The organism is Rhizobium sp. CSW-27 (assembly GCF_018760785.1).
GTDB lineage: Bacteria > Pseudomonadota > Alphaproteobacteria > Rhizobiales > Rhizobiaceae > Neorhizobium.
Genome location: NZ_JAHHZO010000009.1, coordinates 1 through 22,010, shown reverse-complemented (window position 1 = coordinate 22,010; position 22,010 = coordinate 1). Strand labels below are relative to the sequence as shown.

The following is a 22,010-nucleotide window of genomic DNA, read 5'->3' as shown; positions in this document are numbered from 1 at the left end:
GGCCTTGCCGATCGGGCAGCGCGTCAGCCGTTGTGATCGTCGAGCGAGCGGATTTCCTCGACGCCTTTCATTCCGTCGCCGTTTCCGATCTCGGCCAGAACGCTGAAGATCTGCAGCGCGCTTGCCGTGTCGCCCAGCGCGCGATACGCGTTGGCCCGCAGGATCATCAGGTCGGTCGTCTCCGCCTTCAGTGCCGCACGCTGGTCCAGATAGATCAATGTCTCGCGATAGCGCTGCGCCGAGAAGGCGGCCAGTGCCCGGTTGGCCAGGATGGCGACCTGCAGCTCCGCTGCGCGGGCTGGCCGCAGCGGTGACTTGGTCGCGGCAACGGCGGCATTGTCCGTCAGGCCCAGCCTGAGATAGGCCAGCGACTGGCCATAGGCGGCATCTTCCCGGATGGGCGCCGAGGGGCTTTTCAGGGCGGCCTCGAAGGATTCGACTGCCTCGAGCGGACGTTGCAGATCCATCAGGCACCAGCCCTGCATCAGCATCTGCTGCGCAGAGGCGGCCGGGCCCCCGCTTGATGCAGCCTGGCAGGCGGACTGACGGGAGATACCGCGCGTTTCCGCCGCCGGGCGAACCGGCTCCGGTCCTTGCCGGGGCAGCACCGGCGGGCGCGCCGGCTCTGCTTTCGGTGCCGCGACTGCCGCGGCCGTTCGCACCGAAGGTACGGTTGCTGTGGCAAGCCGTTCGAAAAAGGCCGCGATGCGCGGCGAGCGGCTTGCCCAGTTCCGCTGGATTTCGGCTACGCCGGGACGATCGTTGAGGGCATCTCGCGCAACCAGAAGTCCGTAGGCGGAAGGCTCGTCCTGGGGGGCCCATTGCAGCGCCGTTTCGAACCAGCGCGCCGCCACCTGGGGCTGGTTGAAGGATTGCGCATACCAGCCGAGCTGCTGGGCGCCGGGCGTGTGGCGGGACGTCAGTATCTCGGTTGCCATGCGCGTCAGCACCTCCGGTGCAATGACGGGGGCGGGCTCGACGGCCAGATAATTGGTGGCGGCTGCCAGATAGGTTGCCCTGGCTTCGTCGGACGCGTCGCGCCAGCCGAACATGATCGCTTCGGCCTCGCCGGGCTTGCCGCGTGCCACCAGCACCAGCGCCAGCCCCTGCGCCGCGGAGGCCGAGGCCTCCTTCTGATTGGCCCTGCGGAACCAGGTCTCTGCCGCGTCGAGCTCGCCCTTTGCCCGGTGCAGCCATCCCAGAAGCAGCATGTCGGAGGCCTGGCCTTCGCTGCCGGCCAGCGCTTCCAGCCGCTCCACGTCAGCCGGGTCGACGTCGGTCCGGTTGGCCTCGTTGGCTTCTGCAACGGCGCGGCGCGCCAGTCCGTCACGCAACGTGGCAAATTCCGGCTGCCCATCGGCAAGCGGACGCTCCAGTGCCAGAAGCGGCCGCGCATCGGCAAGCGGCAGAAGGGCAAGTGCCTTCTGGGCCGTTGCCAGCCGTTCCTGCGGATTGTCGCAGTGCTGGAGGATGTAGCGGTAGGCATCGACGCCGCGCTGCCTGCGATCAGTCCTGACGAAGGCCTCGGCGATGCGCCACAGCACATCGACATCGCTGCAGTTGAGCAGGTTCGGATTGGCCGCGCCAAGCTCGATGACGGTGGCATACTGTTTCTGGTCCGAGGCATTGATGAGCCGCGTCCGGGCCTCGCCGAGCGCCAGACGGCTCAGCAGGTCGGCGGGCGGCGTCCAGCCGGGTTCCGACGTCTGGCGTTCGGTGATGGCGGCGCGCACCTCGGCATAGCGACCTTCCGCGTAGAGCTGCCACAATTGCTCAAGCTGGCGGTCGACATTCTGCGGTACGGCGAGCGGATCGGCGGGCGGCGTCCAGTCGGGATAGAGGCTGCGCAATCTGGCGATTTCCGCCTGCAGCCTTGCGGTGTCGCCTCGGCTCGCGAAATAGCGGAGTGCGCTGAGATCGGGCTCGCCGCTGGGCCGGGGCGGTTGTGCCTGGGCGCTGACGGCATCCTGAACCATGCGCAACTGGCTCGTGCGTCCGCCCAAAGGGCTGCGCTCCGCTGTGCCCTGCGTGCCGGAACGGCCGGCGCCGCCTGCAGTCTCCTCGACCGGCCGAAGACGCCCCTGCCGCTCGAGCGGAACGGCCGCCGCCGATGCCGCGCTGTCGTCCGCCGGCTGGGATCGCACCGGAGCGATGGCGACGGTGCCGATCAGCAGCGAGGCGGCGGCGAGGGCCGTGAGGTTGCGCATCAGAGACATGCCGCATGCTCCTCGCGCAGGAAGGACAGCGCCAGCAGTTGCAGGGTCGCGGGAAAATACAGATCCGGCTGGAAGTCCTGCATCGTCTCCGGCACCCTGGTGCCGTCCGTGATGCAGTCGAGCAGGCTGAGGATGATCATGTAGCCCCTGTCCGTCAGGGGCTGCAGCGGCCTGCCGGTCGAAAGATCCACTGTCGCCATCGGCCTGCCTTCGGCGGCAAGCGCAGCACGCAGGCGGGCAAGCGCGGCCGTATCGCCGACCCTCGCGCGGGCCATGTAGAGCGGGATGCGCACGGAATTGTACCCGAAGATCCGTTCGAAGCCGGCGGCCGGGCGGGGGGCGCTGCGCAGGCTCACCCATTCGGCCGGTAGCTGGGCCGGGCCGAACTGCAACTGCGTCATGAGTTGCAGCCCGTCGGTGGAAAGCCTGCCCCATGCTTCCGAGGGTACGAGCGCATTCATCACGGGGAAGGCTTCGAAGATCCAGTAGGAGGGGTTGATCACCGGCCCGTCATCGCGGTCCTGCGAGGAGAAGCCGCTGGCGCCCGGCAGCAGAATGGTCTTGCCCGCATGCCGCACGACGGTCTCGCGCAGAATGGATTTGGCGATCCGGGTCGCGGCCGCGACATAGTCCCTGTTGTCCCAGCCGCTGCCGGCCAGTGCCAGCGCATAGGCGATCAGCAGGTCCCCGTCCGTTGCGCTGTTGACGTCCGTCACATGCGGCTGGGCGGCCGGATCCCATTTCCAGGCCGCAAGACCGTCGTCGCGCAGCAGCAGTTCGTTGCGGGTGAAGCGCCAGATGAGTTCGAAATCCGCCCGGTTGTCCGCCAGGAAGGCAAGCAGCATGCCGTAGCCCTGGCCCTCACTGTGGCTGATGCCGCGATTGCCATTGTCGATGATGCGGCCGCCGCGATCCAGGAAGCGGCTCCGGTACTGCGCCCACTCGTCCTCATGGATGGACGGCTCGACGGCATGCGCCAGGGATGCCGGCAGCAGCATGAGGAGGGTGAACAGCATAGACAGCCAGGATTTCACGTACGGCGTCCCATTCTCGAAAGCATTACGGTTGTTGCTATACCCAGAATCGAGCAAAGCGCCACGACCACGATAGCATATATTAGAATATTGCTAGAAAGCCAGTTGGTGGCAATCAGGCGGAAGTTGGCGAGGGAGAAGGGCACGGTCTGGACGAGGTTGATCTCCGATGCCGAGCGGACGATGACCTCGCCCGTCCGGGCGCGATAGGCGGTCTGACGCCCGGCGATCTGGCGCCAGTTCTCCTGTTCCGTCAGGCCTATGACGCCATCGCGCAGGTCTGTCGAGGTCGATGCGATGGCAGCCGTCCACCGGTTGCCGCCGTCGGGGCTGAGGGTCTGGCTGAGCACCACCGTGTCGTTGACGCTCGGCTCCACGAGGCCGTCCCGGCGCCGGATGATGTCAAGCGAATCGATCGAGATGTCGAAGCTGCGATTCATCCATTGCTCCAGCGCGCTGAGCCGGTCGCCGAGGAGGCTGCCGCTGATCTGGGAGCGCCATTTGCTCATGCTGGCCGGCGTGTCGTTCCGGTCGCTCGTCACACTGCCGACCTGCGGGTGCCAGCTGGTGAGGGCGGTGGGATCGATGCCGAACAGGGTCAGAAGCTTCGGTGGTATCTGCGCGGCGGTGCCGACGAACAGGGCGTCGCGGCTGCCAAGCGCCTGCGACATGCTGCCGAGTTCGATGCCGGACGCCGCGCCGTCGGCCATGGCGCGTTTGCCAAGCAGAGTGGCGGCTGCGCCAAGCGTGTCCGGCTCCAGCCGGTCCATGGACAGGAGCAGCGGTCTTGGCGGTTCGACAGAGGGAAGCGTGCCGGCCAGTTCGGAAAGATTGGGGATCTGTCCGAGGCGGGCAAAGCGCGGCATCACCCAGCGTGAACTGTCGAAGACGGCAAAGCGCGGGCGGTCGGCCGCAGGGGTTCCCGGCAGACAGACGGCATCCGCCGCCGTGTCGAGCGCCACCTCGACCCAGATGCGGTTGGGACCCGGCTGGATATGGCGCAGCGGCACCTTGACCGGCAGCTGGTTGAAGATGCCGCCCTGTGTCGCCTTGATCGGCAGGGTCGATGCGATGTTGCCGTTCACATAGACGTCGATATGGCTGCCGGGGCGCACCTCGTCGGTAAAGGCGGCATCGAGCAGCAGCGTCGCCTCGCCATAGGCATTGGCATAGAAATCGGAGGGAACCGCGATGGTGAAGGCCATGCGCAGGCGCCGGCCGCCGAACTCCACCGTCTCGATCCCCAGCTGCGAAAGTGGAATGTTCTCCCCGCCGAGCAGCAGGGGGGCATCCGGTGCCGACCAGCGCTGGGTCGCCACGATGTCCTGGCGTGCGCCATCCTGCGGGTCGACGGTGCCGATGATGGTATCGACGGCGCTACGGATGCTGTCCCAGGTCGGGCCGGAGACCAGCAGCGTCTCGCCGCTTTCGCCCTGTCCCGGCAGAACGGTGGCGATCGCCGCCTGGCGTGCCGTCTCCGGCAGCGCCGGGAAGAGCGGCTGAAGTTCGCTCCAGGTGCCGATGATGACACCGATCTGGCCGCGTCCCGGCGTGGGGACGGCTGTCGCCGAAAACTGGAAGGAGAGGTTCGGCATTGCCGCCATCAGGGCGAGCCCCTGCGACAGCCGCAGGGCCGCCGCAGCCGCATTGGTCTGGCCGAGCGCCGGCATCCATATCTGGAACTGCGAGGCGCCTGTTGCGTCGACGCCCATCGCCCGCACGCTCTCCTGGATGGAATCCGGTGTCGTGCGATGTCCGTCGAGAAGGAGGAAGGTCTGCGAGGGATCGATTTCGGTCCACAGGTCATAGGTCGAGCGGATGTCGCAGTCGGTGCGGTGCCGTTGAACGGCCAGCATGCGGATGCGGTTGCCGCCCGGCTGCAGCAGGCCCGCGGGCACCTTCACCCTCACCGGGCGTGGCGCGTCGGCGGCAGCGATCGGTTCGTCGACCAGCAGGTTTCCGTTGATGAACACCTTCAGAGCGGAAGCTTCCGGAGCCACCACCACCGCATTCTGGAAGGTCACCTGCAGTTCGGCGGCGCCGGACGCCTCGTCGTCTTCCAGGTAGATCGACCAGTTTCGTTCCGCCCGCTCTCCTTCGAGGACCATGCGGCGCGCCGGGACGAGATAGCGTCGGCGGGTCTGTGCGGAGGTCGCAGCTGCCTGCTTTGCCGGCACGGCCTGTTCCGGCGGGCGCGCCGAGGTGGACGGTGCAGGTATTGCCGGCGTCGGCGTCGGCGCCGGCGCGGCGGGCGGGGTGCGGGGCGGCATCGGCTGCGCCGGCGCCTGGCGCGGGACGATCTGCGGCGCGGGCGGGACCGGTGCCTGTGGCACGGGGGCGGTCAGGGTGGAGCGCTCCGGCGACATGTCGAAGGGCGCGACCTGTGCGCGGGCGGCAGGCACCAGCGCCAACACGCCTGCCAGCAGCGGAAGAAGGGGATTGCAAGGCCTGATCATGCCGGTTTCCCCCGGAGGCCGCGGATGAAATAGCTGAGGCCGCGACTCGTCTGGTACAGCGCAAGACCGAGGAACCAGATGCTGCCGCGCAGCATGCCGGGATTCCTGCGGCGGCCGAGCTGGAACTGCTCCCACTGCGAGGAATTGGCGAAGATCAGGTCGGCGATCCAGCGGTGATCGCTGGCATCGGCCGGCATGTACTTGCATCCAAGCGTGGCCATCTCGCCGCTGGCATGAAGGCTGCGCACCAGAAGCGGCAGGCGTGCCATCTCCTCGCTGCCATGCGGCTTGAAGCGGATTTCCACCAGGGAATCGGCCGATACCGCATTCAGATCCTTGCCATAGGCCTGCAGCCGCATGCCGCCGACCGACACATCCTCGATGGAGGCGGGATACCAGCGCCCATCGACTCCCAGCTCGCAGCGACGCCGCACGCGGAACCTGCGCGAAGAGGCGCGGTCGCGGCGCTCCGAAACGACCCCCAGCGCGCAGCCGGCAATGATGAGGTTCAGCAGGTTCCAGCCTCCCACCACCAGGATGACGTCGGCATTGTAGGGTTCGGTATAGACGCGGTAGGCGGTGACGAGCAGTGCGACGATCAGAATGCCGAAGATGATGAAAAAAGGGCGCCCGAGCTCCGAGAGGTGGTCGTCCGACACGGTCTCGTCCTTTGCCGTGACCTTGAAGGTCGGCTTCCTCGGATTGAGCATGACGGAGATGACGGCCGGCAGCAGGTGAACCGTCTGGATATACTCGTAAAGCTCGGAGATCCAGGGCCAGCGGAAGGAGCCGTAGAGATAGTTCTGCAGCATCATGTTCACCACCATGTAGGCGCCGGTATAGGCCAGGAACTCGCCGCCGGAGGAGGTGAAGATCTCCAGGCCGAAGAACAGATAGGCAAGCGGCGCCAGCAGGAAGGTCGCCCTGGTGAACGGGAACAGCCAGAACAGGGTCGAGGAGGTGTAGCAGAGCCTTTGCGGCAGCGAGAGGCCGCTGCGAAACATGGGCGCCTTGAAGCGCAGGATCTGCATCATGCCCTGGGCCCAGCGGCTGCGCTGTGCAATGAAGCTTGCGAATGTCGCCGGCTGCAGGCCGGCGATCAGCGGCTTGTCCACGTATATGCTGTTCCATCCGGCACTGTGCAGGACGATTGCCGTCTCGCAGTCCTCGGTGATGCTGACGCCGTTGAAGCCGTTGGATTCCTGCAGGGCCGCGCGGCTGAGGACAGCGGCCGAACCGCAGAAGAAGGCGGCGTTCCAGCGGTCGAGGCCCTTCTGGATGATGCCGTAGAACATCTCGTTCTCGCTCGGCATCCTCTCGAATGTCTGCAGGTTGCGCTCCAGAGGATCCGGATTGATGAAGAAGTGCGGCGTCTGGACGAGGAACAGCTTCGGATCGTCCTGGAAGTGCCCGACCGTTTCCAGCAGGAAGTTGCGGGCCGGCGCGTGGTCCGCATCGAAGACGGCCACAAGCTCGCCGGTTGAATGGGCAAGGCCATTATTGAGGTTACCCGCCTTGGCGTGCTCGTTGCGGTCGCGCGTCAGGTAGTTGACCCCGAGCACCCGGCAGAGTTCCATCAGGGAATGGTGCCGGGCGATGGCCGTTTCCGCCTCGCGCACATCGTGGGAGTGCTGCTTCTGCCGGGTTCCGCCGTCATCGAGAAGCCAGATCTGCAGCTTGTCTTCCGGATAGTCCAGCGCCTTTGCCGCCGCCAGCGTATTGGCCAGCAGGTCGTACTCCTCGTTATAGGTGGGCACGAAGACGTCGACCTTCGGCAGCCTGTCGCGCTCGACGGTTCCGCCGGAGCGGGTGGGCAACGGCAGCGCCACGATGAACAGGCTGAGGCCGAGCATCAGCACGCTGTACATTTCCGCCAGATAGACGAGGATACCGGGAATAAAGTTCTCCAGCTGGCTGACCGGCGGGATGGTTTCCGTCGTGCGCCAGAAGACATAGCGGATGACGATGGACGTGCCGAGCGCGAGCGTGATCAGGCGCCATTTGCCCTCCGGCGCCGTGATCTTCAGCACCGTGATGAGAACCACGATGGTAAAGCTGAGGATCAGCTGCGTCTGCGTGCTGACCGGGAGGGTGAGCACGCAGACCACGAGAGCCGATGAGAGCGCCCAGAAGGCGACATTGCGGGCCATGTCCAATTTGTCCCTTGGAAACGAGATACGCGAAAGCGGCATGTCAGATCACTGTCTTGCGGTGCAGCCAGCGCCGTGCGTCGCCGATGCCAGACAGTCCGGCATGGGCACGAGGGGCATGGATGGCGCGGGCGCCGCATCCTGTTTCGCGGAAGGGGGCGGTTCCGCAAATCCCGTTCTTTTGTCAGTCCGGCCTTGTGTCTGGCTGGTGGTTCCCGTCAGCGTGTCCGGCAGAGGGATGTGAATGTCCGGCTGTGGCGGTTGCGTTCTTGCCTCCGGAGCGGCCAATGGTGCGACACGCACCGGTTCGCTCGGTCGGGTGGTCACCGCCGCCACCTGCGGCCGGGCGGCGGGCGTTTCGGCCGGGGCGCGGTAACCGAAGGAATAGGTCGCCGGAACCGGGTTTTCCGGCGGCAGGATCTGCTGTCCGGCATAGGCCAGCAGGGGCGAGACGGGCTGCGCCGAGCCGTAAGGGTTCCAGATCTCGCCCGCAAAGGTACCGGTGATCGTGTAGCCATACATCACGTTCAGCAGTTCGCGCTCCGTTGCGTCATGGTCGCAGATGCGGGCGCGCACCTGGATCATGCCGAAATCGCGACCGATGCCGGAAGGGGCCGCCCGCGAGCGGATCTGCTGCCAGCCGAACAGGCAGGCATCGCCACTGCCGCTGCGTCCGCTGGCATAGCCGAGCGGTCCATAGGCATTGCGCAGGAAGTTGCCGGTGGCGGCAAGGCGAACGCCGGGCACGGCGGTCGCCTGCTCCCGGCGCAGCGTCTGCGGGGTGAGGGGGGCGTAATCGATGCTTGGACGGGCTGCGTTGCTGCTGCCGCCCACATAGCGGATCTTCAGATAGTTCTGTCCTGCCACCGAGGAAGAGGTCTTCAGCCAGACTGTCTGTTCCAGTCCGTTGCTGTAATTCTGCTGTACCACGCCGACCATCGCAAAGGCGCCGGGTGGCGGCATGATGAGCGCGGATTCCCGCGTGACGAGTTCGGGCGCGCGCGGCGTCGTGATTTCTCCGCCCGTCTGGCAGCCAGCCAGAAAAGCGCACGCGGCCAGCGCCACGGCGCTTGCGCAGTTGGAAGAGACCGCCTTCGTCACATCGTTTCCCCGAAATCCATCTACGGGCGCTTCGAATCATGAAGCTTTACCAAACGCTCACAGATAAAGTGCAGGATGGTTAAAAAAGACTTAATTATTTGAAGATGTTATATAATGTGGCGCAAAAATGACGCGCGTCCCCGCCCGTTTTCGGCCGCAGATTCTGATTGGTTATTCGTTTTTCTTATACGTTCCGTCGTTCCGGAGAGGTGCCCGGGCCAGGAAGACGCCATCCGGCATCGGTCGTTCAGGGCACGGCATGCCGGCATATGGCGCGGCCTTCTGCGAAACTGGCAGCCCCCTTGGATTCTCGGGGGTGGAGGGCTTGTACCCGCGTCTTTTCTTGAAGGCCAGCAGCTTAAGGAAGAAACCGACAGCCTCCTGTTCTCGCGCAAAGACATGCACGCGTGTCTGCCCGCGTGTGCCGATCCGCCCCCAGGTGCGGATCACGGAGAGGTCGCCGAACAGGGTCGGCGCGATGGCGAGGTGATAGTAGCGGGCCATGTTCCGCTGCGGATCGATGCGCTCGATGTGGATCTGGTAGAAGTGCGTGCCCATGCCTCGCAGAATCGGCTGCGACGTCCGCACTGTCCAACGAGACCTTTGAATCGATCCCTATCGACCGATTCACGAAGCTGATGGAAAGGTCAGCCCGCCGCGGCAAGCGACGGCCGCATGCGGCGGCGATATTGCACCGGTTTTTCCTTGAAGCGCCGCTGGAAGGCCTCGTAGAAGGTGGAGAGCGAGCCGAACCCGGATTCGTAGGCGACTTCGGTGATCGGCAAGTCGGTCGCGATCAGCAGCGATTGCGCCGTGTCCAGCCGGTGGCGGATGATCGCCTGGTTGATCGTCATGCCGACGGCCTTGCGAAACAGCGTCATCGCATAGTTCGGATGCAGGCCGGCGGCGCGCCCGACATCCTCGGCTGAAATGTCGCTGAGCGCGCCTTCGCCGATGAAGCGCAGCATGTTCTCCACATGCAGCACCCAGTCCGCGTCGCGTTGGCCTGAGGTCGGGATGGCCGCCGCCTGTTCGCGCAGATCCCGCCAGCCTTCCCGTTCGATGCGCATGACGCGCGCCGTCAGTTCCGACCGCACGATCTCCATCACCTCCGCATCGCCCGACAACAGTTCGTCGCGCCAGCGCAGGAAGACGTCCCGGTCCCAGCTGCGGATGTCGAGCGCCTCGATGACCGCGCCGCGGAAGACGGCGTCGCGGAAGCGGCTGAGGCTGGCAAAGCCGAGAAAGACCGACATCGGCACGTAGAGACAGACGAAGCGGGTGCCTTCCGCCCGGTCGATCACCTGGTGCGGGATCATCCCCCAGAACAGGCAGAGGCGGTTCTCGCCCACCGTCAGCTCGCGGCCGTCGAACCAGTAGGTCATGCGGCCGGACAGCACGAAGTTCAGCTCGATCTGGCTGTGCATGTGTGGTCCGGCCATCTTCTGCACCTCCAGTTGCGCACCGGCGCAAAAGCGGTGATCGCCGAAGATGACCAGCGGATGACGCGGGTCATGATCGGGATGAACGGGCACGGATTCATCCTGAATGTGAAGGGGCTGCAGGTTCATGTCTTAGGATTCCGGAAAACTTCCCCTGAAATTCGGTAGAACATTACGGATTTGGGTTTGATGATCAAGCCGAGTTCAAGATCGTCCACCGGCAGTCGGGGCTGCGGGTGACTTGGCTCCCTCAATCGTCCAAGCGACTGCATACCGGTCATAGGGAGGAAATCATGACCTTTATTCAAGGCCTGCAAGGGCTTGCGCTGTCTGCCGCCTTCATCTCCTCGGCGGCGTTCGCAGGTGAGATCACCATCAATTCCGACCACTCCGATCCCGTGCCGAAGAAGGCGATGGAAGAGCTGATCGCCGATTTCCAGAAGGCGAACCCTGACATCAAGGTGAAGTGGAACAATTTCGACCACGAGGGCTACAAGTCCGCGATCCGCAACTTCCTGACGGCCGATGCGCCGGACGTGGTTGCCTGGTATGCCGGTAACCGCATGGAGCCCTTCGTCAAGGCCAACCTGTTTGCCGACGTGACCGACGTCTGGACCGCCAATGGCCTGGACGACCAGCTGAAGTCCGCGTCCACCTCGATGACCATCGACGGCAAGAAGTGGGGCGTGCCCTATACCTACTACCAGTGGGGAATATACTACCGGAAGGACATCTTTGCCGCGCAGGGCATCACGCCGCCCAAGACCTGGGCCGAACTGCTGGCCGCCTGCGAGAAGCTGAAGGCTGCCGGCATCACGCCGTTTACCATCGGCACCAAGGCGCTCTGGCCGACCGCCGGCTGGTTCGACTATCTCGACCTGCGCGTCAACGGTTATGAATTCCACATGGAACTGACCTCCGGCAAGGTTCCCTATACCGATCCGCGCGTCAAGGCCGTGTTCGACAAGTGGGCCGAACTGGTGAAGCCCGGCTATTTCATTGCCAACCACGCCGCCATCGACTGGCAGGACGCCGTGCCGCAGCTGGTGCAGGGCAAGGCTGCGATGTATCTGATGGGCAACTTCGCCGTTGCCACCATGAAGGACGGCGGGCTCAAGGAAGACCAGATCGGCTTCCTGCAGTTCCCGGAAATCACGCCCGGCCTGCCGGTGTCCGAAGAGGCGCCGACCGATACCTTCCACATCCCGGCCGGCGCCAAGAACAAGGACGATGCGAAGAAGTTCCTCGCCTACGTTGCCTCGCCGGCCGCCCAGTCGAAGATGAATGCCACGCTCGGCCAGCTGCCGGTCAACAACAAGGCGGAGAAGCCGAAGGACGTGTTCCTCGAGCAGGGCTTCGAGATGCTGTCCAAGGCGCATGCGCTTGCGCAGTTCTATGACCGCGACGCCAATGCCGAAATGGCCAAGGCCGGCATGGAAGGCTTCCAGGAATTCATGGTGAAGCCGGACAAGGCCGATGCCATCCTGGCCCGCCTCGAGAAGATCCGCCAGCGCGTCTACAAGTAAGCCATCCTCCCGGCGCCGGATGCCGGCTCCCTTCGCGGGGAGCCGGCATCCGGTGCTTCCCATTCCGAAAATTTCCCGAGGTGTTGCCGTGACACAGGCCGTCTCTCCGCAGCCGGGCTTCTGGAAGAAAAACCAGCAGAAGCTCGCGCCCTGGCTGTTCCTTGCGCCGGGGTTCCTGATGTTCATCATCTATGTGCTGGTGCCGATCTTCGAATCCATCTGGATCAGCTTTCACGACTGGGACGGGCTGGGAGCGAAGGTCTGGATCGGGCTCGGCAATTATGCCGAGCTGCTGCAGGACGACGACTTCTACACCTCGCTGAAGAACAACATCATCTGGCTGGTGCTGTATCTGCTGTCCATTCCCGCTGGTCTGGCGGTGGCGCTGTTCCTCAACCAGACAGTTCCCGGCATCCGCCTCTACAAATCGCTGTTCTTCTTTCCCTTTGTGCTGAGCCAGGTCGTCGTCGGCCTTATGTTCACCTGGTTCTACGCGCCGGATTTCGGCCTGTTCTCCAAGCTGATCGAGGAGATCACCGGCCAGCAGATCGCCATCCTCGCCGACGAACGCTTCGTTACCTACGGCATCATCGTCGCCGGCCTCTGGCCGCAGACGGCCTATTGCATGATCCTCTACCTGACCGGCCTCAACAACATCAATCCGGAGCAGGTCGAGGCCGCCCGCATGGATGGCGCCAAGGGGCTGAAGCTTCTGTGGCACGTGATCCTGCCGCAGCTGGCACCCGCCACCTTCATTGCCATGGTCGTTACCGTCATCGGCTCGCTGCGCTCCTTCGACCTTGTGTCGATCATGACCGCCGGCGGTCCCTACGGCTCCAGCCAGGTGCTCTCCTATTTCATGTACGAGCAGGCGCTCTCGGAATACGGCTTCCGCATGGGCTATGGCGCGGCGATCGCGGTGGTGCTCTTCCTCATCATGATGGTCTTCATCACGCTGTTCATCGTGCGGATGATCGCCCAGGAAAGGAACGCCTGATGTTCCCCACACCCATCCAGAAGGCCTTGCCCTTCGTCCAGACGACCTACAAGGTGGTGCTGCCGATCGCGCTTGTCCTGTGGCTTCTGCCGTTGATCGGCGTGGCCCTGACCTCGGTGCGCCCGGCAAGCGATCTCGCGGCCGGCAACTATTTCGGCATTCCCTCCGGTTTCGCCGGCATCGAGAACTATACGGCCGTGTTCCGCGACTCGCCGATCGGTCTCTACATCCTCAACTCGTTCAAGGTAACGATCCCGACCGTGATCGGTGCGGTGGCGCTGTCCTGTCTCACCGGCTTTGCGCTTGCCGTCTACAGGTTCAAGGGCAATCTCGTCCTGTTCTTCCTTTTCGTCGCCGGCAACTTCATTCCGTTCCAGATCCTGATGGTGCCGGTGCGCGACATGACGCTGCGCGCCGGGCTCTATGACACCACGCTCGGCCTCGTGCTGTTCCATGTCGCCTTCCAGACCGGATTCTGCACGCTGTTCATGCGCAACTTCATCAAGGGCCTGCCGTTTGCGCTGATCGAATCCGCCCGCGTCGAGGGCGTTTCCGAATGGCGGATCTTCCGCTACATCGTTCTGCCGCTGATGCGGCCGGCGATTGCAGCACTTTCGGTGCTCGTCTTCACCTTCGTCTGGAACGACTACTTCTGGGCAACCGTGCTGGTGCAGGGCCAGCACGCCATGCCGGTGACTGCCGGCCTCTATTCGCTGAACGGCCAGTGGGTTGCCGCCTGGCATCTGGTCTCCGCCGGTTCGATCGTCGCAGCGCTGCCGCCGGTCGCCATGTTCTTCCTGATGCAGCGGCATTTCATTGCCGGCCTGACGCTTGGAGCCACCAAGGGATGAGTGACATCGTAATCATCGGCTCGGGCGCCTTTGCGCTCAGCCTGCGCCTGCCGGCTCTCGGCATGCCTGAAATCGTAAGCTTTGGAAAAGCCGCCGTTTTGGCCGAGCCGCTGTTCGACATCGAGCGCTCCAGCCGGGTCAACGGCATGGATATCGCCGTTGCCTCCGCCGTTCTTTTGCCGACCGGCGGCATGGGCTTCTTCGGTTGGCCGGCGATTGCAGGCCACCGGCAGGGCCGCGATTTCGTCGCGCAGTTCGGCGCCTGGCGCGTGAACCGCGAGGGCGCGCGCACCGTGCTCCTCGGCAGCGATACGGTGGCGAAGCTGGAGCTTGCCATCGAGATCACCGCCCATGCGAGCGGGCTTCTCTCGATGGCAACACGGCTTATCAATCGCGGCGAGGCCTATTACCAGCTCGACCGCTGCATGGCCGGCACCTTCCTGGCGCCGCAAGGTGCTGTCGAGGTCACGAGCTTTACCGGCATCTGGGGCCGCGAGTTCCAGACCCGGCGCGAGGCGCTTGGCAACGGCATCTGGAGCCAGGAAAGCCGGCGCGGGCGTACCTCGCACGACCGTTTTCCCATGCTGTTCATCGAGGGGGCGGACCTGCGCTTTGGCGTAGCCCTCGGTTTCAGCGGGAATCACCAGATGGTCATCGACCGCACCGATGACGGTCAGCGGCTGATCCATCTCGGTGAACTCTTCGAGCCGGGCGAGATGATTCTCGGCCCCGGCGAAAGCTATCGGAGCCCGGTCGCCTATGCCGGCCCGGATACGGCGGCCTTCCACGCCTTCGTGCGCGGCGAACTGCTCGACTGGCCGGGTGGCCGCATGTCGCCCCGCCCGGTGACGCTCAACACCTGGGAAGGAAACTACTTCGACCACCGGATGGATTCGCTGAAGGCACAGGCGACGGCCGCTGCCGAACTCGGCATCGAGCGTTTCGTGCTGGACGACGGTTGGTTCGGCAAGCGGGACGACGACACCACCAGCCTCGGCGACTGGGATATCGATGCCCGCAAATATCCTGACGGCCTGAAGCCGCTCGTCGATCATGTGACCGGGCTCGGCATGCAGTTCGGCATCTGGTTCGAGCCGGAAATGGTGAATCCCGTCTCCGAACTCTACAGGGCGCATCCGGACTGGGCGCTGACCATCGAAGGCCGCCCGATCCTTGAATCGCGCACCCAGCTGGTGCTGGACCTGACGCGGTCGGAGGTGTCCGACTACCTCTTCGCCAAGATCGATGCGGTGCTGTCCAACCACGCCGTCTCCTACGTCAAGTGGGACATGAACCGCGACCTGACCCATGCCGGCGGCCGCGACGGCAAGGCCAAGATCGCTGCCCAGACGCGTTCCGTCTATGCGTTGATGGACCGCGTTCGCGCCGCCCATCCCCAGGTCGAGATCGAAAGCTGCGCCTCCGGGGGCGGCCGTATCGATTACGGCGCGCTGAAGCGCACCCATCGTGTCTGGACCTCCGATTGCACCGATGCGCTGGAGCGACTGGAAATCCAGCGCGGCGCCTCCCGCTTCGTGCCGCCGGAAATTCTCGGCAGCCATATCTCGGCCGTGCCGAACCACCAGACCGGCCGGCGCCATACGCTCGCCTTCCGGGCACTGGTGGCGATCGCCTATCATCTCGGCGTCGAGCTCAACCCGCTGGAACTGTCCGAGGACGAGCGCAGCGACCTGAAACTCTATATCGAGACCTACAAGCGGCTGCGCGGCCTCTTCCATGCACCGGGGGCCAATTTCCAGATGGACCCCGTCGACGGACGCTATGTCTGGGGTGCGGCGAGCGCTGAGAAGATCGTGCTGATCGTCGCGCAGGGGCCGCAGATGGTCGGCGAACAGCCGGCGCCGCTGAGGCTGCCGGACAGCGTCACGCGTTTCGGTGGTGATTGGACCATTCAAAGCGTGCTGCCGGCGGAACCCGAATTCATCCGTATCTCCGAGGGGCAGAAGCGCCTGCTCGCGGGCCAGGTTTCCTTCTCGCTCGCGGCCGCCGGCCTTGCCGGCCTGCCGCTGCCGATGCTGAAGCCGGAAAGCGCGATGCTCCTCGAACTTACACCTTTCAAGGGAGGCAAATCCCATGGCTGATGTCAGCCTTCGCAACGTCAAGAAGCAGTTCGGCGCGCTCAGCGTCATCAAGGGCGTCGATCTCGACGTCAAGGATGGCGAGTTCTGTGTCTTCGTCGGCCCCTCCGGCTGCGGCAAGTCCACGCTTCTGCGCATGATCGCAGGTCTCGAGGAGATCACCTCCGGGGCGCTTGCCATCGGCGGCAAGGACATGACCAGTGTCGGCCCCTCCGAACGCGGCGTGGCCATGGTCTTCCAGTCCTATGCGCTCTATCCGCACATGACGGTCGCCGAAAACATCGGCTTCGGTCTCAAGATGACCGGCCATCCGAAGGAGCTGATTGCCGAGCGCACCGAAAAAGCGGCGAAGATGCTGCAGCTCGAGGCGCTTTTGCAGCGCAAGCCGGGCCAGCTCTCCGGCGGCCAGCGCCAGCGTGTCGCGATCGGCCGCGCCATCGTGCGCAATCCGGAGGTCTTCCTGTTCGACGAGCCGCTGTCGAACCTCGACGCGGCGCTGCGCGTGCAGATGCGCACCGAGCTTTCGAAGCTGCACCAGGACCTCAAGGCGACGATGATCTACGTCACCCACGACCAGGTCGAGGCCATGACCATGGCCGACAAGATCGTCGTTCTGTCGGCCGGCAAGATCGAGCAGGTCGGCTCGCCGCTCGAACTCTATCATCGCCCGAACAACCTGTTCGTCGCCGGCTTCATCGGCTCCCCGAAAATGAATTTCCTGAAGGTGAAGGTTACGGCAGGCGAGGGCGGTTCGGTCCGCATCGCCCTGCCGGGCGCCGATCTTCCGCTTCCGGCGCATGGCGCCGCCGTCCCGGCCGGCGAAATGACGCTCGGCCTGCGTCCGGAGCATATCGATGCCAACGGAAAGGGCGACGTGACGATCACCGCCGCCGTGAAGCTTGCCGAATATCTTGGCTCCGAGACCCTCTTTTTCGTCACGCTGGCGGATGGATCCGAACTCGCCGTCAAGGCCGATGGCCTTGCAACGCAAAAGCCGGGCGAAACGCTGACGCTCGGCATCAATGCAAAGGCCTGCCATCTGTTCGACGGACAGGGGCTCGCCGTCATCAATGGGGATCTGACACGATAATGCTGGGCGTCTGCTACTACCCGGAACATTGGGACGAAAGCCGCTGGGAGAGCGATGCGCGCCGCATGCGCGAACTCGGCATTTCCTTCGTGCGCATCGGCGAATTCGCCTGGTCGCGGCTGGAGCCGAAGCGTGACACCTTCACCTTCGACTGGCTGGACCGTGCCATCGACGTGCTTGCCGCCGCCGGCCTGAAGATCGTGCTCGGCACGCCGACCGCCACGCCGCCGAAATGGCTGGTGGACGAATGCCCGGACATTATTCCCTATGACGAGCAGGGCCGCCCGCGCGGCTTCGGCTCGCGCCGGCACTACACCTTTTCCTCGCAGACCTGGTGGAAGGAAAGCGCCCGCATCGTCGAGATCGTCGCAAAGCGCTACGGGGAGCATCCCGGCATCGTCGGCTGGCAGACGGACAATGAATATGGCTGCCATGACACGACGCTCTCCTGGGGGCCGGAGGATCTGAAGAGCTTCAGGCGCTGGCTGCGGCTGCGCTACCAGTCCACCGACCAGCTGAACGAGGCCTGGGGCTCGGTGTTCTGGTCGATGGAACTGCAGAGCTTCGACGATGTGGCGCTGCCGAACCTGACGGTGACCGAGCCCAATCCGGCGACGCGTCTCGATTTCTGGCGCTTCCATTCCGATCAGGTCGCCGCCTATGACAGGATGCAGTGCGAGATCATTCGCAGGCACTCGCCGGGCCGCTGGATCACCCATAACTTCATGGGCTTCGTTTCCGATTTCGATCACTTCCAGGTGGCCGACAATCTCGATCTCGCCTCCTGGGACAGCTATCCCATCGGCTTTGTCGAAAAATTTCCCTTCACCGAGGCGGAGCGCAACCGCTGGGCCGAGACCTCGCATCCCGACATCGCCTCCTATCACCACGATCTCTACCGCGCCGTTGGCAAGGGGCGGTTCTGGGTGATGGAGCAGCAGCCGGGTCCGGTGAACTGGGCGCCGTGGAACCCCGTGCCTAAGCCCGGCATGGTGCGGCTGTGGACCTGGGAGGCGCTCGCGCACGGTGCCGAGGTCGTGAGCTATTTCCGCTGGCGTCAGGCGCCCTTTGCCCAGGAGCAGATGCATGCCGGCCTCAACCTTGCCGGACTGGACGAATGGTCGCCGGGGGGGCTGGAAGCGCGCACCGTCGCAGAGGAACTGGCGAAACTCGGCGGCCTGCCGCAGACTGACAAGGCGCCCGTGGCGCTCCTCTTCGATTACCAGAGCTACTGGACGACGATGATCCAGCCGCAGGGCCGGGACTTCCGTTACGAGGAACTGTGCTTCCGCTGGTACGAAGGTCTGCGCCGCCTTGGCCTCAATGTGGATTTCGTGCGACCCGGCGCTTCGCTGGAGGGCTATCCGCTGGTCGTCGTGCCCTGCATGACGGAGGTGGACGAGGCGGCCCGCGCCGCGCTCGAAAAGGCGGAAGGGACCGTGCTCATCGGTGCGCGCACCGGCTCGCGCGACCGCAATTTCCGCATTCCGCACAACCTGCCGCCGGGACCGCTGGCCGATCTCACCGGCAATCGCGTGGTGCAGGTGTCCAGCCTGCGGCCCGGCCTGTCCGATGCCGTCTCGGGCACTGTCTCCGGGGCCGGCATTCGCTGGCGCGAATATGTGGAGACGACGGCAGACGTGCTGGCCTGCTTCGACAATGGCAACCCGGCTCTGACCGAGAAGGGCAACGTGCTCTATCTCGCCTGCTGGGCCGACGAGGCCCTTCTCGGCTCCGTGCTGGCGTTTGCCGCCGACAAGGCCGGCCTCGAGACGCTGCCCGTGCCGGACTTCATCCGTATTCGTCGTCGCGGCGATCTCGTCTTCGCTTTCAACTATGGTACCGAGGCGTGGGCGCTGCCGGCCGGCATCGAACTCGTTCAGGGCGATGCCGTGCTGAAACCGCAGGCGGTTTCCATCTGGCGCAGCTGACCGCGGCTTGGCGGCAATGATATCAGGGAAAGGCCCGCGGCCCGGATGATCCGCGGGCCTTTTGCTTGCCGTGACGGTCCGAACGCCGTCGGTTCCCGTGCAGGCGAGCTGATTCGCCCCGCACGGGTTGTGCCAGGGTGCCTGCAGGCCTCGCACTGCCCCTGGCTGGCAGATTTCGTTAACGTCCCGCACAAAATTCCAGGCCACCGGCAAACCTGCAAAAGCCCTAAAAAACAAGAGATGGCGGCCGTTTAAGCAGTGGCGCAAGCTTCCCCCATGCTTCGGTGTTAACCATCTGTTAACCACGCCGGGGATAGGCATGGTCAACGATTTGTTTACGTAGATGACTGAAGTGCTAACAGATTCTCGCTCCATCCGGATCAAGGGCCGCTCGTTTCTGGCGGTGGTTCTGTCGCCGGATCTGCCCATGGATGACTGGCTTGCCCGCCTTGACGATCTGGCGAAGCGTTCGGCCGGCTTCTTTCTGGGACGTCCCGTCGTTCTCGATGTGACGGATCTCGGTCTCGACCGGACCCAGCTGAAGGACCTCATCACGGCGCTCGGCGAACGCAATGTCAGCGTGATGGGCGTCGAAGGCGCGCGTCCCTCGGCGATCGGTCCGGGCATGCCGCCGGCCCTGAAGGGCGGTCGTCCGGCCCCCGATGTCGAGGTGACCGAAAGCGAAGCGACGATCGAGGCGCCGCAACCGGCCGCTGCACAGCCGATCATTACGGAAGCGCCACGCCAGACGCTGCAATCGCTGGTCATCCGCGAGCCGGTGCGCTCCGGCCAGTCGATCGTCTTCACCGAAGGCGATGTCACCGTGGTCGGTTCGGTGGCCTCCGGCGCCGAGGTGATCGCCGGCGGATCGGTCCACATCTACGGCGCCCTGCGCGGGCGCGCCATGGCGGGGGCCGTCGGCAATGCCGGCGCCCGCATTTTCTGCCGCAAGCTCGAAGCCGAGCTGGTGGCGATCGATGGCGTCTACAAGATGGCCGAGGATCTCGCCCCCGCGCTGCTGGGACAGCCGGTCCAGCTGTGGCTGGAAGGGGATGCGATCATGGCCGAGAAACTAATTTGAGCCGGAACCGGCGAGAACAGGAGAGCAAGATGGGCAAGGTCATCGTCGTTACATCAGGCAAGGGCGGGGTCGGCAAGACAACCTCCACCGCCGCGCTCGGCGCAGCACTTGCGCAGCGCAACGAAAAGGTCGTCGTCGTCGATTTTGACGTCGGCCTGCGCAATCTCGATCTGGTGATGGGGGCGGAACGCCGCGTCGTCTACGATCTCGTCAACGTCATCCAAGGCGATGCCAAGCTGCCGCAGGCGCTCATCCGCGACAAGCGTCTGGAAACCCTGTTCCTGCTGCCGGCCTCCCAGACCCGCGACAAGGACAACCTCACCCCGGAGGGCGTCGAGCAGGTCATCAACGAACTGAAGCGCTATTTCGACTGGGTGATCTGCGACAGCCCGGCCGGTATCGAACGCGGCGCGACGCTTGCCATGCGTCATGCGGATGTCGCCGTCGTGGTCACCAATCCGGAAGTCTCCTCGGTACGCGATTCCGATCGCATCATCGGCCTGCTGGATTCCAAGACGCTGAAGGCCGAGCGCGGCGAACGGATGGAAAAGCACCTGCTGCTGACCCGTTACGACGTCAATCGCGCCGAGCGCGGCGACATGCTGAAGGTCGAGGATGTGCTGGAAATCCTGTCGATCCCGCTGCTCGGCATCATTCCGGAAAGCACGGATGTGCTGCGTGCGTCCAACATCGGCGCGCCGGTGACGCTGGCCGATGCGCGCTCGGCGCCTGCCATGGCCTATTTCGAGGCAGCCCGCCGTCTCGCCGGCGAAACGCTGCCAGTCTCCGTTCCGGGCGAAAAGCGCGGCCTGCTGTCCAAGATCTTCGCACGGAGGGCCGCATGAGTCTGTTCAAGCTGTTTCGCAAGCCGGTGTCCGCGCCGATGGCGCGGGAGCGGCTGCAGGTGCTGCTGGCCCACGAGCGTGCGTCGACCGGAACCGATCTTGTCGCCGTGCTGCGGGAGGAAATCCTGGCGGTCATCGCCCGGCATGTGCAGGTCGACAGCGACAAGGTTCGCATCAAGGTCGATCGCGACGAGCATGTCTCGATCCTGGAGATCGATGTCGAGATCCCGCGCGACGCCACCATGCTGGCGGCCTGAGCCGGCTGAAACGCCGACAGGCTCTGGCCGATGGGCCGGCGCTGCCACCAAGGATGAAAGGGGCTGCCGTCACGGGCAGCCCTTTTCCGTTTTTACAGCTTTGCCCCGGTTTCGGCCCGCCTCCGAAGGATCTTCGGCTCTCTCTGGGTCAGTCATCTCAATTTCCCGTTTATTTTCAGTTACTTGCGATTTTCTTGACGTTTTTGCGACTTATTGAGTTGACGATATAGGATGGTATCCGTATAAGCCGTTTCACCAACGAGGGCGGCGGCGCTGCTGGCGACGGAGTTACTCGTTCTGGTGAAATTGTCGGATTGGTTGGCTTTTGCTGATTGGTTTGGTTGTTTTGCCTGGTTTTGAAGATCACGACATTGGCTGAATGGTTGATGTGAGCCGAGGTTTCGGTTTTGGCTCGGGTGATTTTTTGACTTTGGATTTGACTGCTTTGGCGGTCTGTTTTTTGACAATTGAATATGGATGAGAAAGAGAAACGTGGTCGGCGCGGTTTCGCGGGGAGCTTTTAGCTCTTCATTGAAAACGATTAGAGACGGTCACGTTTTGATATGAGAACACCAGGCCAATTGTGCAGTGATGCATTGGTTGGTCGAGTGAGTTCTCGTCGATTCAGAACAAGTGATAGTCTAGATTGAATTCTCAACTTGAGAGTTTGATCCTGGCTCAGAACGAACGCTGGCGGCAGGCTTAACACATGCAAGTCGAGCGCCCCTCCTTCAAGCAAGCTTGAAGGAATTTTCCTTGGAAAGAGAAGATCAAAAAAGCTTCTTAAGAAGCTTTCTTGATGGAGGGGAGCGGCAGACGGGTGAGTAACGCGTGGGAACGTACCCTTATCTTCGGAATAGCTCCGGGAAACTGGAATTAATACCGAATGTGCCCTTCGGGGGAAAGATTTATCGGATAAGGATCGGCCCGCGTT

The 22,010-nt window shown here is 64.0% G+C and carries 16 protein-coding genes and 1 rRNA gene; 10 read left to right on the top strand and 7 right to left on the bottom strand.

Annotated features, from left to right (window positions below; translation table 11 throughout):
• Positions 1-23: 23 nt before the first annotated feature.
• The 7 genes from KLP42_RS17200 to KLP42_RS17170 form a co-directional block, all read right to left on the bottom strand.
• Positions 24-2,216, bottom strand: a complete 2,193-nt coding sequence (locus tag KLP42_RS17200; protein ID WP_215568182.1) for a tetratricopeptide repeat protein — start codon at positions 2,214-2,216, stop codon at positions 24-26.
• A complete protein-coding gene (locus KLP42_RS17195; protein WP_502941310.1) occupies positions 2,207-3,250 on the bottom strand; it encodes a family 8 glycosyl hydrolase in 1,044 nt (347 codons plus the stop codon). Before KLP42_RS17195 ends, KLP42_RS17200 begins: the two co-directional genes overlap by 10 nt.
• Entirely contained in the window at positions 3,247-5,706 is a 2,460-nt protein-coding gene (locus KLP42_RS17190) for a cellulose biosynthesis cyclic di-GMP-binding regulatory protein BcsB (protein WP_215568181.1), read from the bottom strand. Before KLP42_RS17190 ends, KLP42_RS17195 begins: the two co-directional genes overlap by 4 nt.
• Positions 5,703-7,862 carry a UDP-forming cellulose synthase catalytic subunit gene (gene bcsA, locus KLP42_RS17185; protein WP_215568180.1) on the bottom strand — a complete coding sequence of 720 codons (2,160 nt, stop codon included), beginning with the start codon at positions 7,860-7,862 and terminating at the stop codon, positions 5,703-5,705. The genes KLP42_RS17190 and bcsA overlap by 4 nt, the downstream gene beginning before the upstream one ends.
• Positions 7,863-7,904: 42 nt before the next feature.
• Entirely contained in the window at positions 7,905-8,957 is a 1,053-nt protein-coding gene (gene bcsN / locus KLP42_RS17180) for a cellulose biosynthesis protein BcsN (RefSeq protein WP_215568179.1), read from the bottom strand.
• A 171-nt stretch (positions 8,958-9,128) separates the two neighbouring features.
• Complete coding sequence (locus KLP42_RS17175; RefSeq protein WP_215568178.1) at positions 9,129-9,515, bottom strand: WGR domain-containing protein; 387 nt, start codon at positions 9,513-9,515, stop codon at positions 9,129-9,131.
• A gap of 89 nt (positions 9,516-9,604) precedes the next feature.
• Entirely contained in the window at positions 9,605-10,528 is a 924-nt protein-coding gene (locus tag KLP42_RS17170; RefSeq protein WP_215568177.1) for a helix-turn-helix domain-containing protein, read from the bottom strand.
• 164 nt (positions 10,529-10,692) lie between these two features.
• Between KLP42_RS17170 and KLP42_RS17165 the strand changes: the two genes are divergently transcribed.
• The 10 genes from KLP42_RS17165 to KLP42_RS17120 all read left to right on the top strand — a co-directional run.
• A complete protein-coding gene (locus KLP42_RS17165) occupies positions 10,693-11,925 on the top strand; it encodes an ABC transporter substrate-binding protein (RefSeq protein ID WP_215568176.1) in 1,233 nt (410 codons plus the stop codon).
• A gap of 88 nt (positions 11,926-12,013) precedes the next feature.
• Complete coding sequence (locus KLP42_RS17160) at positions 12,014-12,922, top strand: carbohydrate ABC transporter permease (protein WP_215568175.1); 909 nt, start codon at positions 12,014-12,016, stop codon at positions 12,920-12,922.
• Positions 12,922-13,773 (top strand): carbohydrate ABC transporter permease, encoded by an 852-nt coding sequence (locus tag KLP42_RS17155; RefSeq protein WP_215568174.1) that lies wholly within the window; start codon positions 12,922-12,924, stop codon positions 13,771-13,773. The genes KLP42_RS17160 and KLP42_RS17155 overlap by 1 nt, the downstream gene beginning before the upstream one ends.
• Entirely contained in the window at positions 13,770-15,875 is a 2,106-nt protein-coding gene (locus KLP42_RS17150) for an alpha-galactosidase (RefSeq protein WP_215568173.1), read from the top strand. The genes KLP42_RS17155 and KLP42_RS17150 overlap by 4 nt, the downstream gene beginning before the upstream one ends.
• On the top strand, positions 15,868-16,962 hold the full coding sequence (locus KLP42_RS17145) for an ABC transporter ATP-binding protein (RefSeq protein ID WP_215568172.1): 1,095 nt from the start codon (positions 15,868-15,870) through the stop codon (positions 16,960-16,962). Before KLP42_RS17150 ends, KLP42_RS17145 begins: the two co-directional genes overlap by 8 nt.
• Positions 16,962-18,893, top strand: coding sequence for a beta-galactosidase (locus tag KLP42_RS17140; protein ID WP_215568171.1), 1,932 nt, complete (start codon positions 16,962-16,964; stop codon positions 18,891-18,893). Before KLP42_RS17145 ends, KLP42_RS17140 begins: the two co-directional genes overlap by 1 nt.
• Positions 18,894-19,236: 343 nt before the next feature.
• Positions 19,237-19,974: a septum site-determining protein MinC gene (gene minC, locus KLP42_RS17135; protein ID WP_215568170.1), complete on the top strand. Its 738-nt coding sequence runs from the start codon at positions 19,237-19,239 to the stop codon at positions 19,972-19,974.
• A gap of 29 nt (positions 19,975-20,003) precedes the next feature.
• Complete coding sequence (gene minD / locus KLP42_RS17130; protein ID WP_215568169.1) at positions 20,004-20,819, top strand: septum site-determining protein MinD; 816 nt, start codon at positions 20,004-20,006, stop codon at positions 20,817-20,819.
• The gene (minE, locus tag KLP42_RS17125; protein WP_215568168.1) at positions 20,816-21,076 is read left to right on the top strand and encodes a cell division topological specificity factor MinE; all 261 of its coding nucleotides are present in this window, start codon (positions 20,816-20,818) and stop codon (positions 21,074-21,076) included. The genes minD and minE overlap by 4 nt, the downstream gene beginning before the upstream one ends.
• 655 nt (positions 21,077-21,731) lie before the next feature.
• Positions 21,732-22,010 (top strand): 16S ribosomal RNA (locus KLP42_RS17120); the annotation flags it as partial.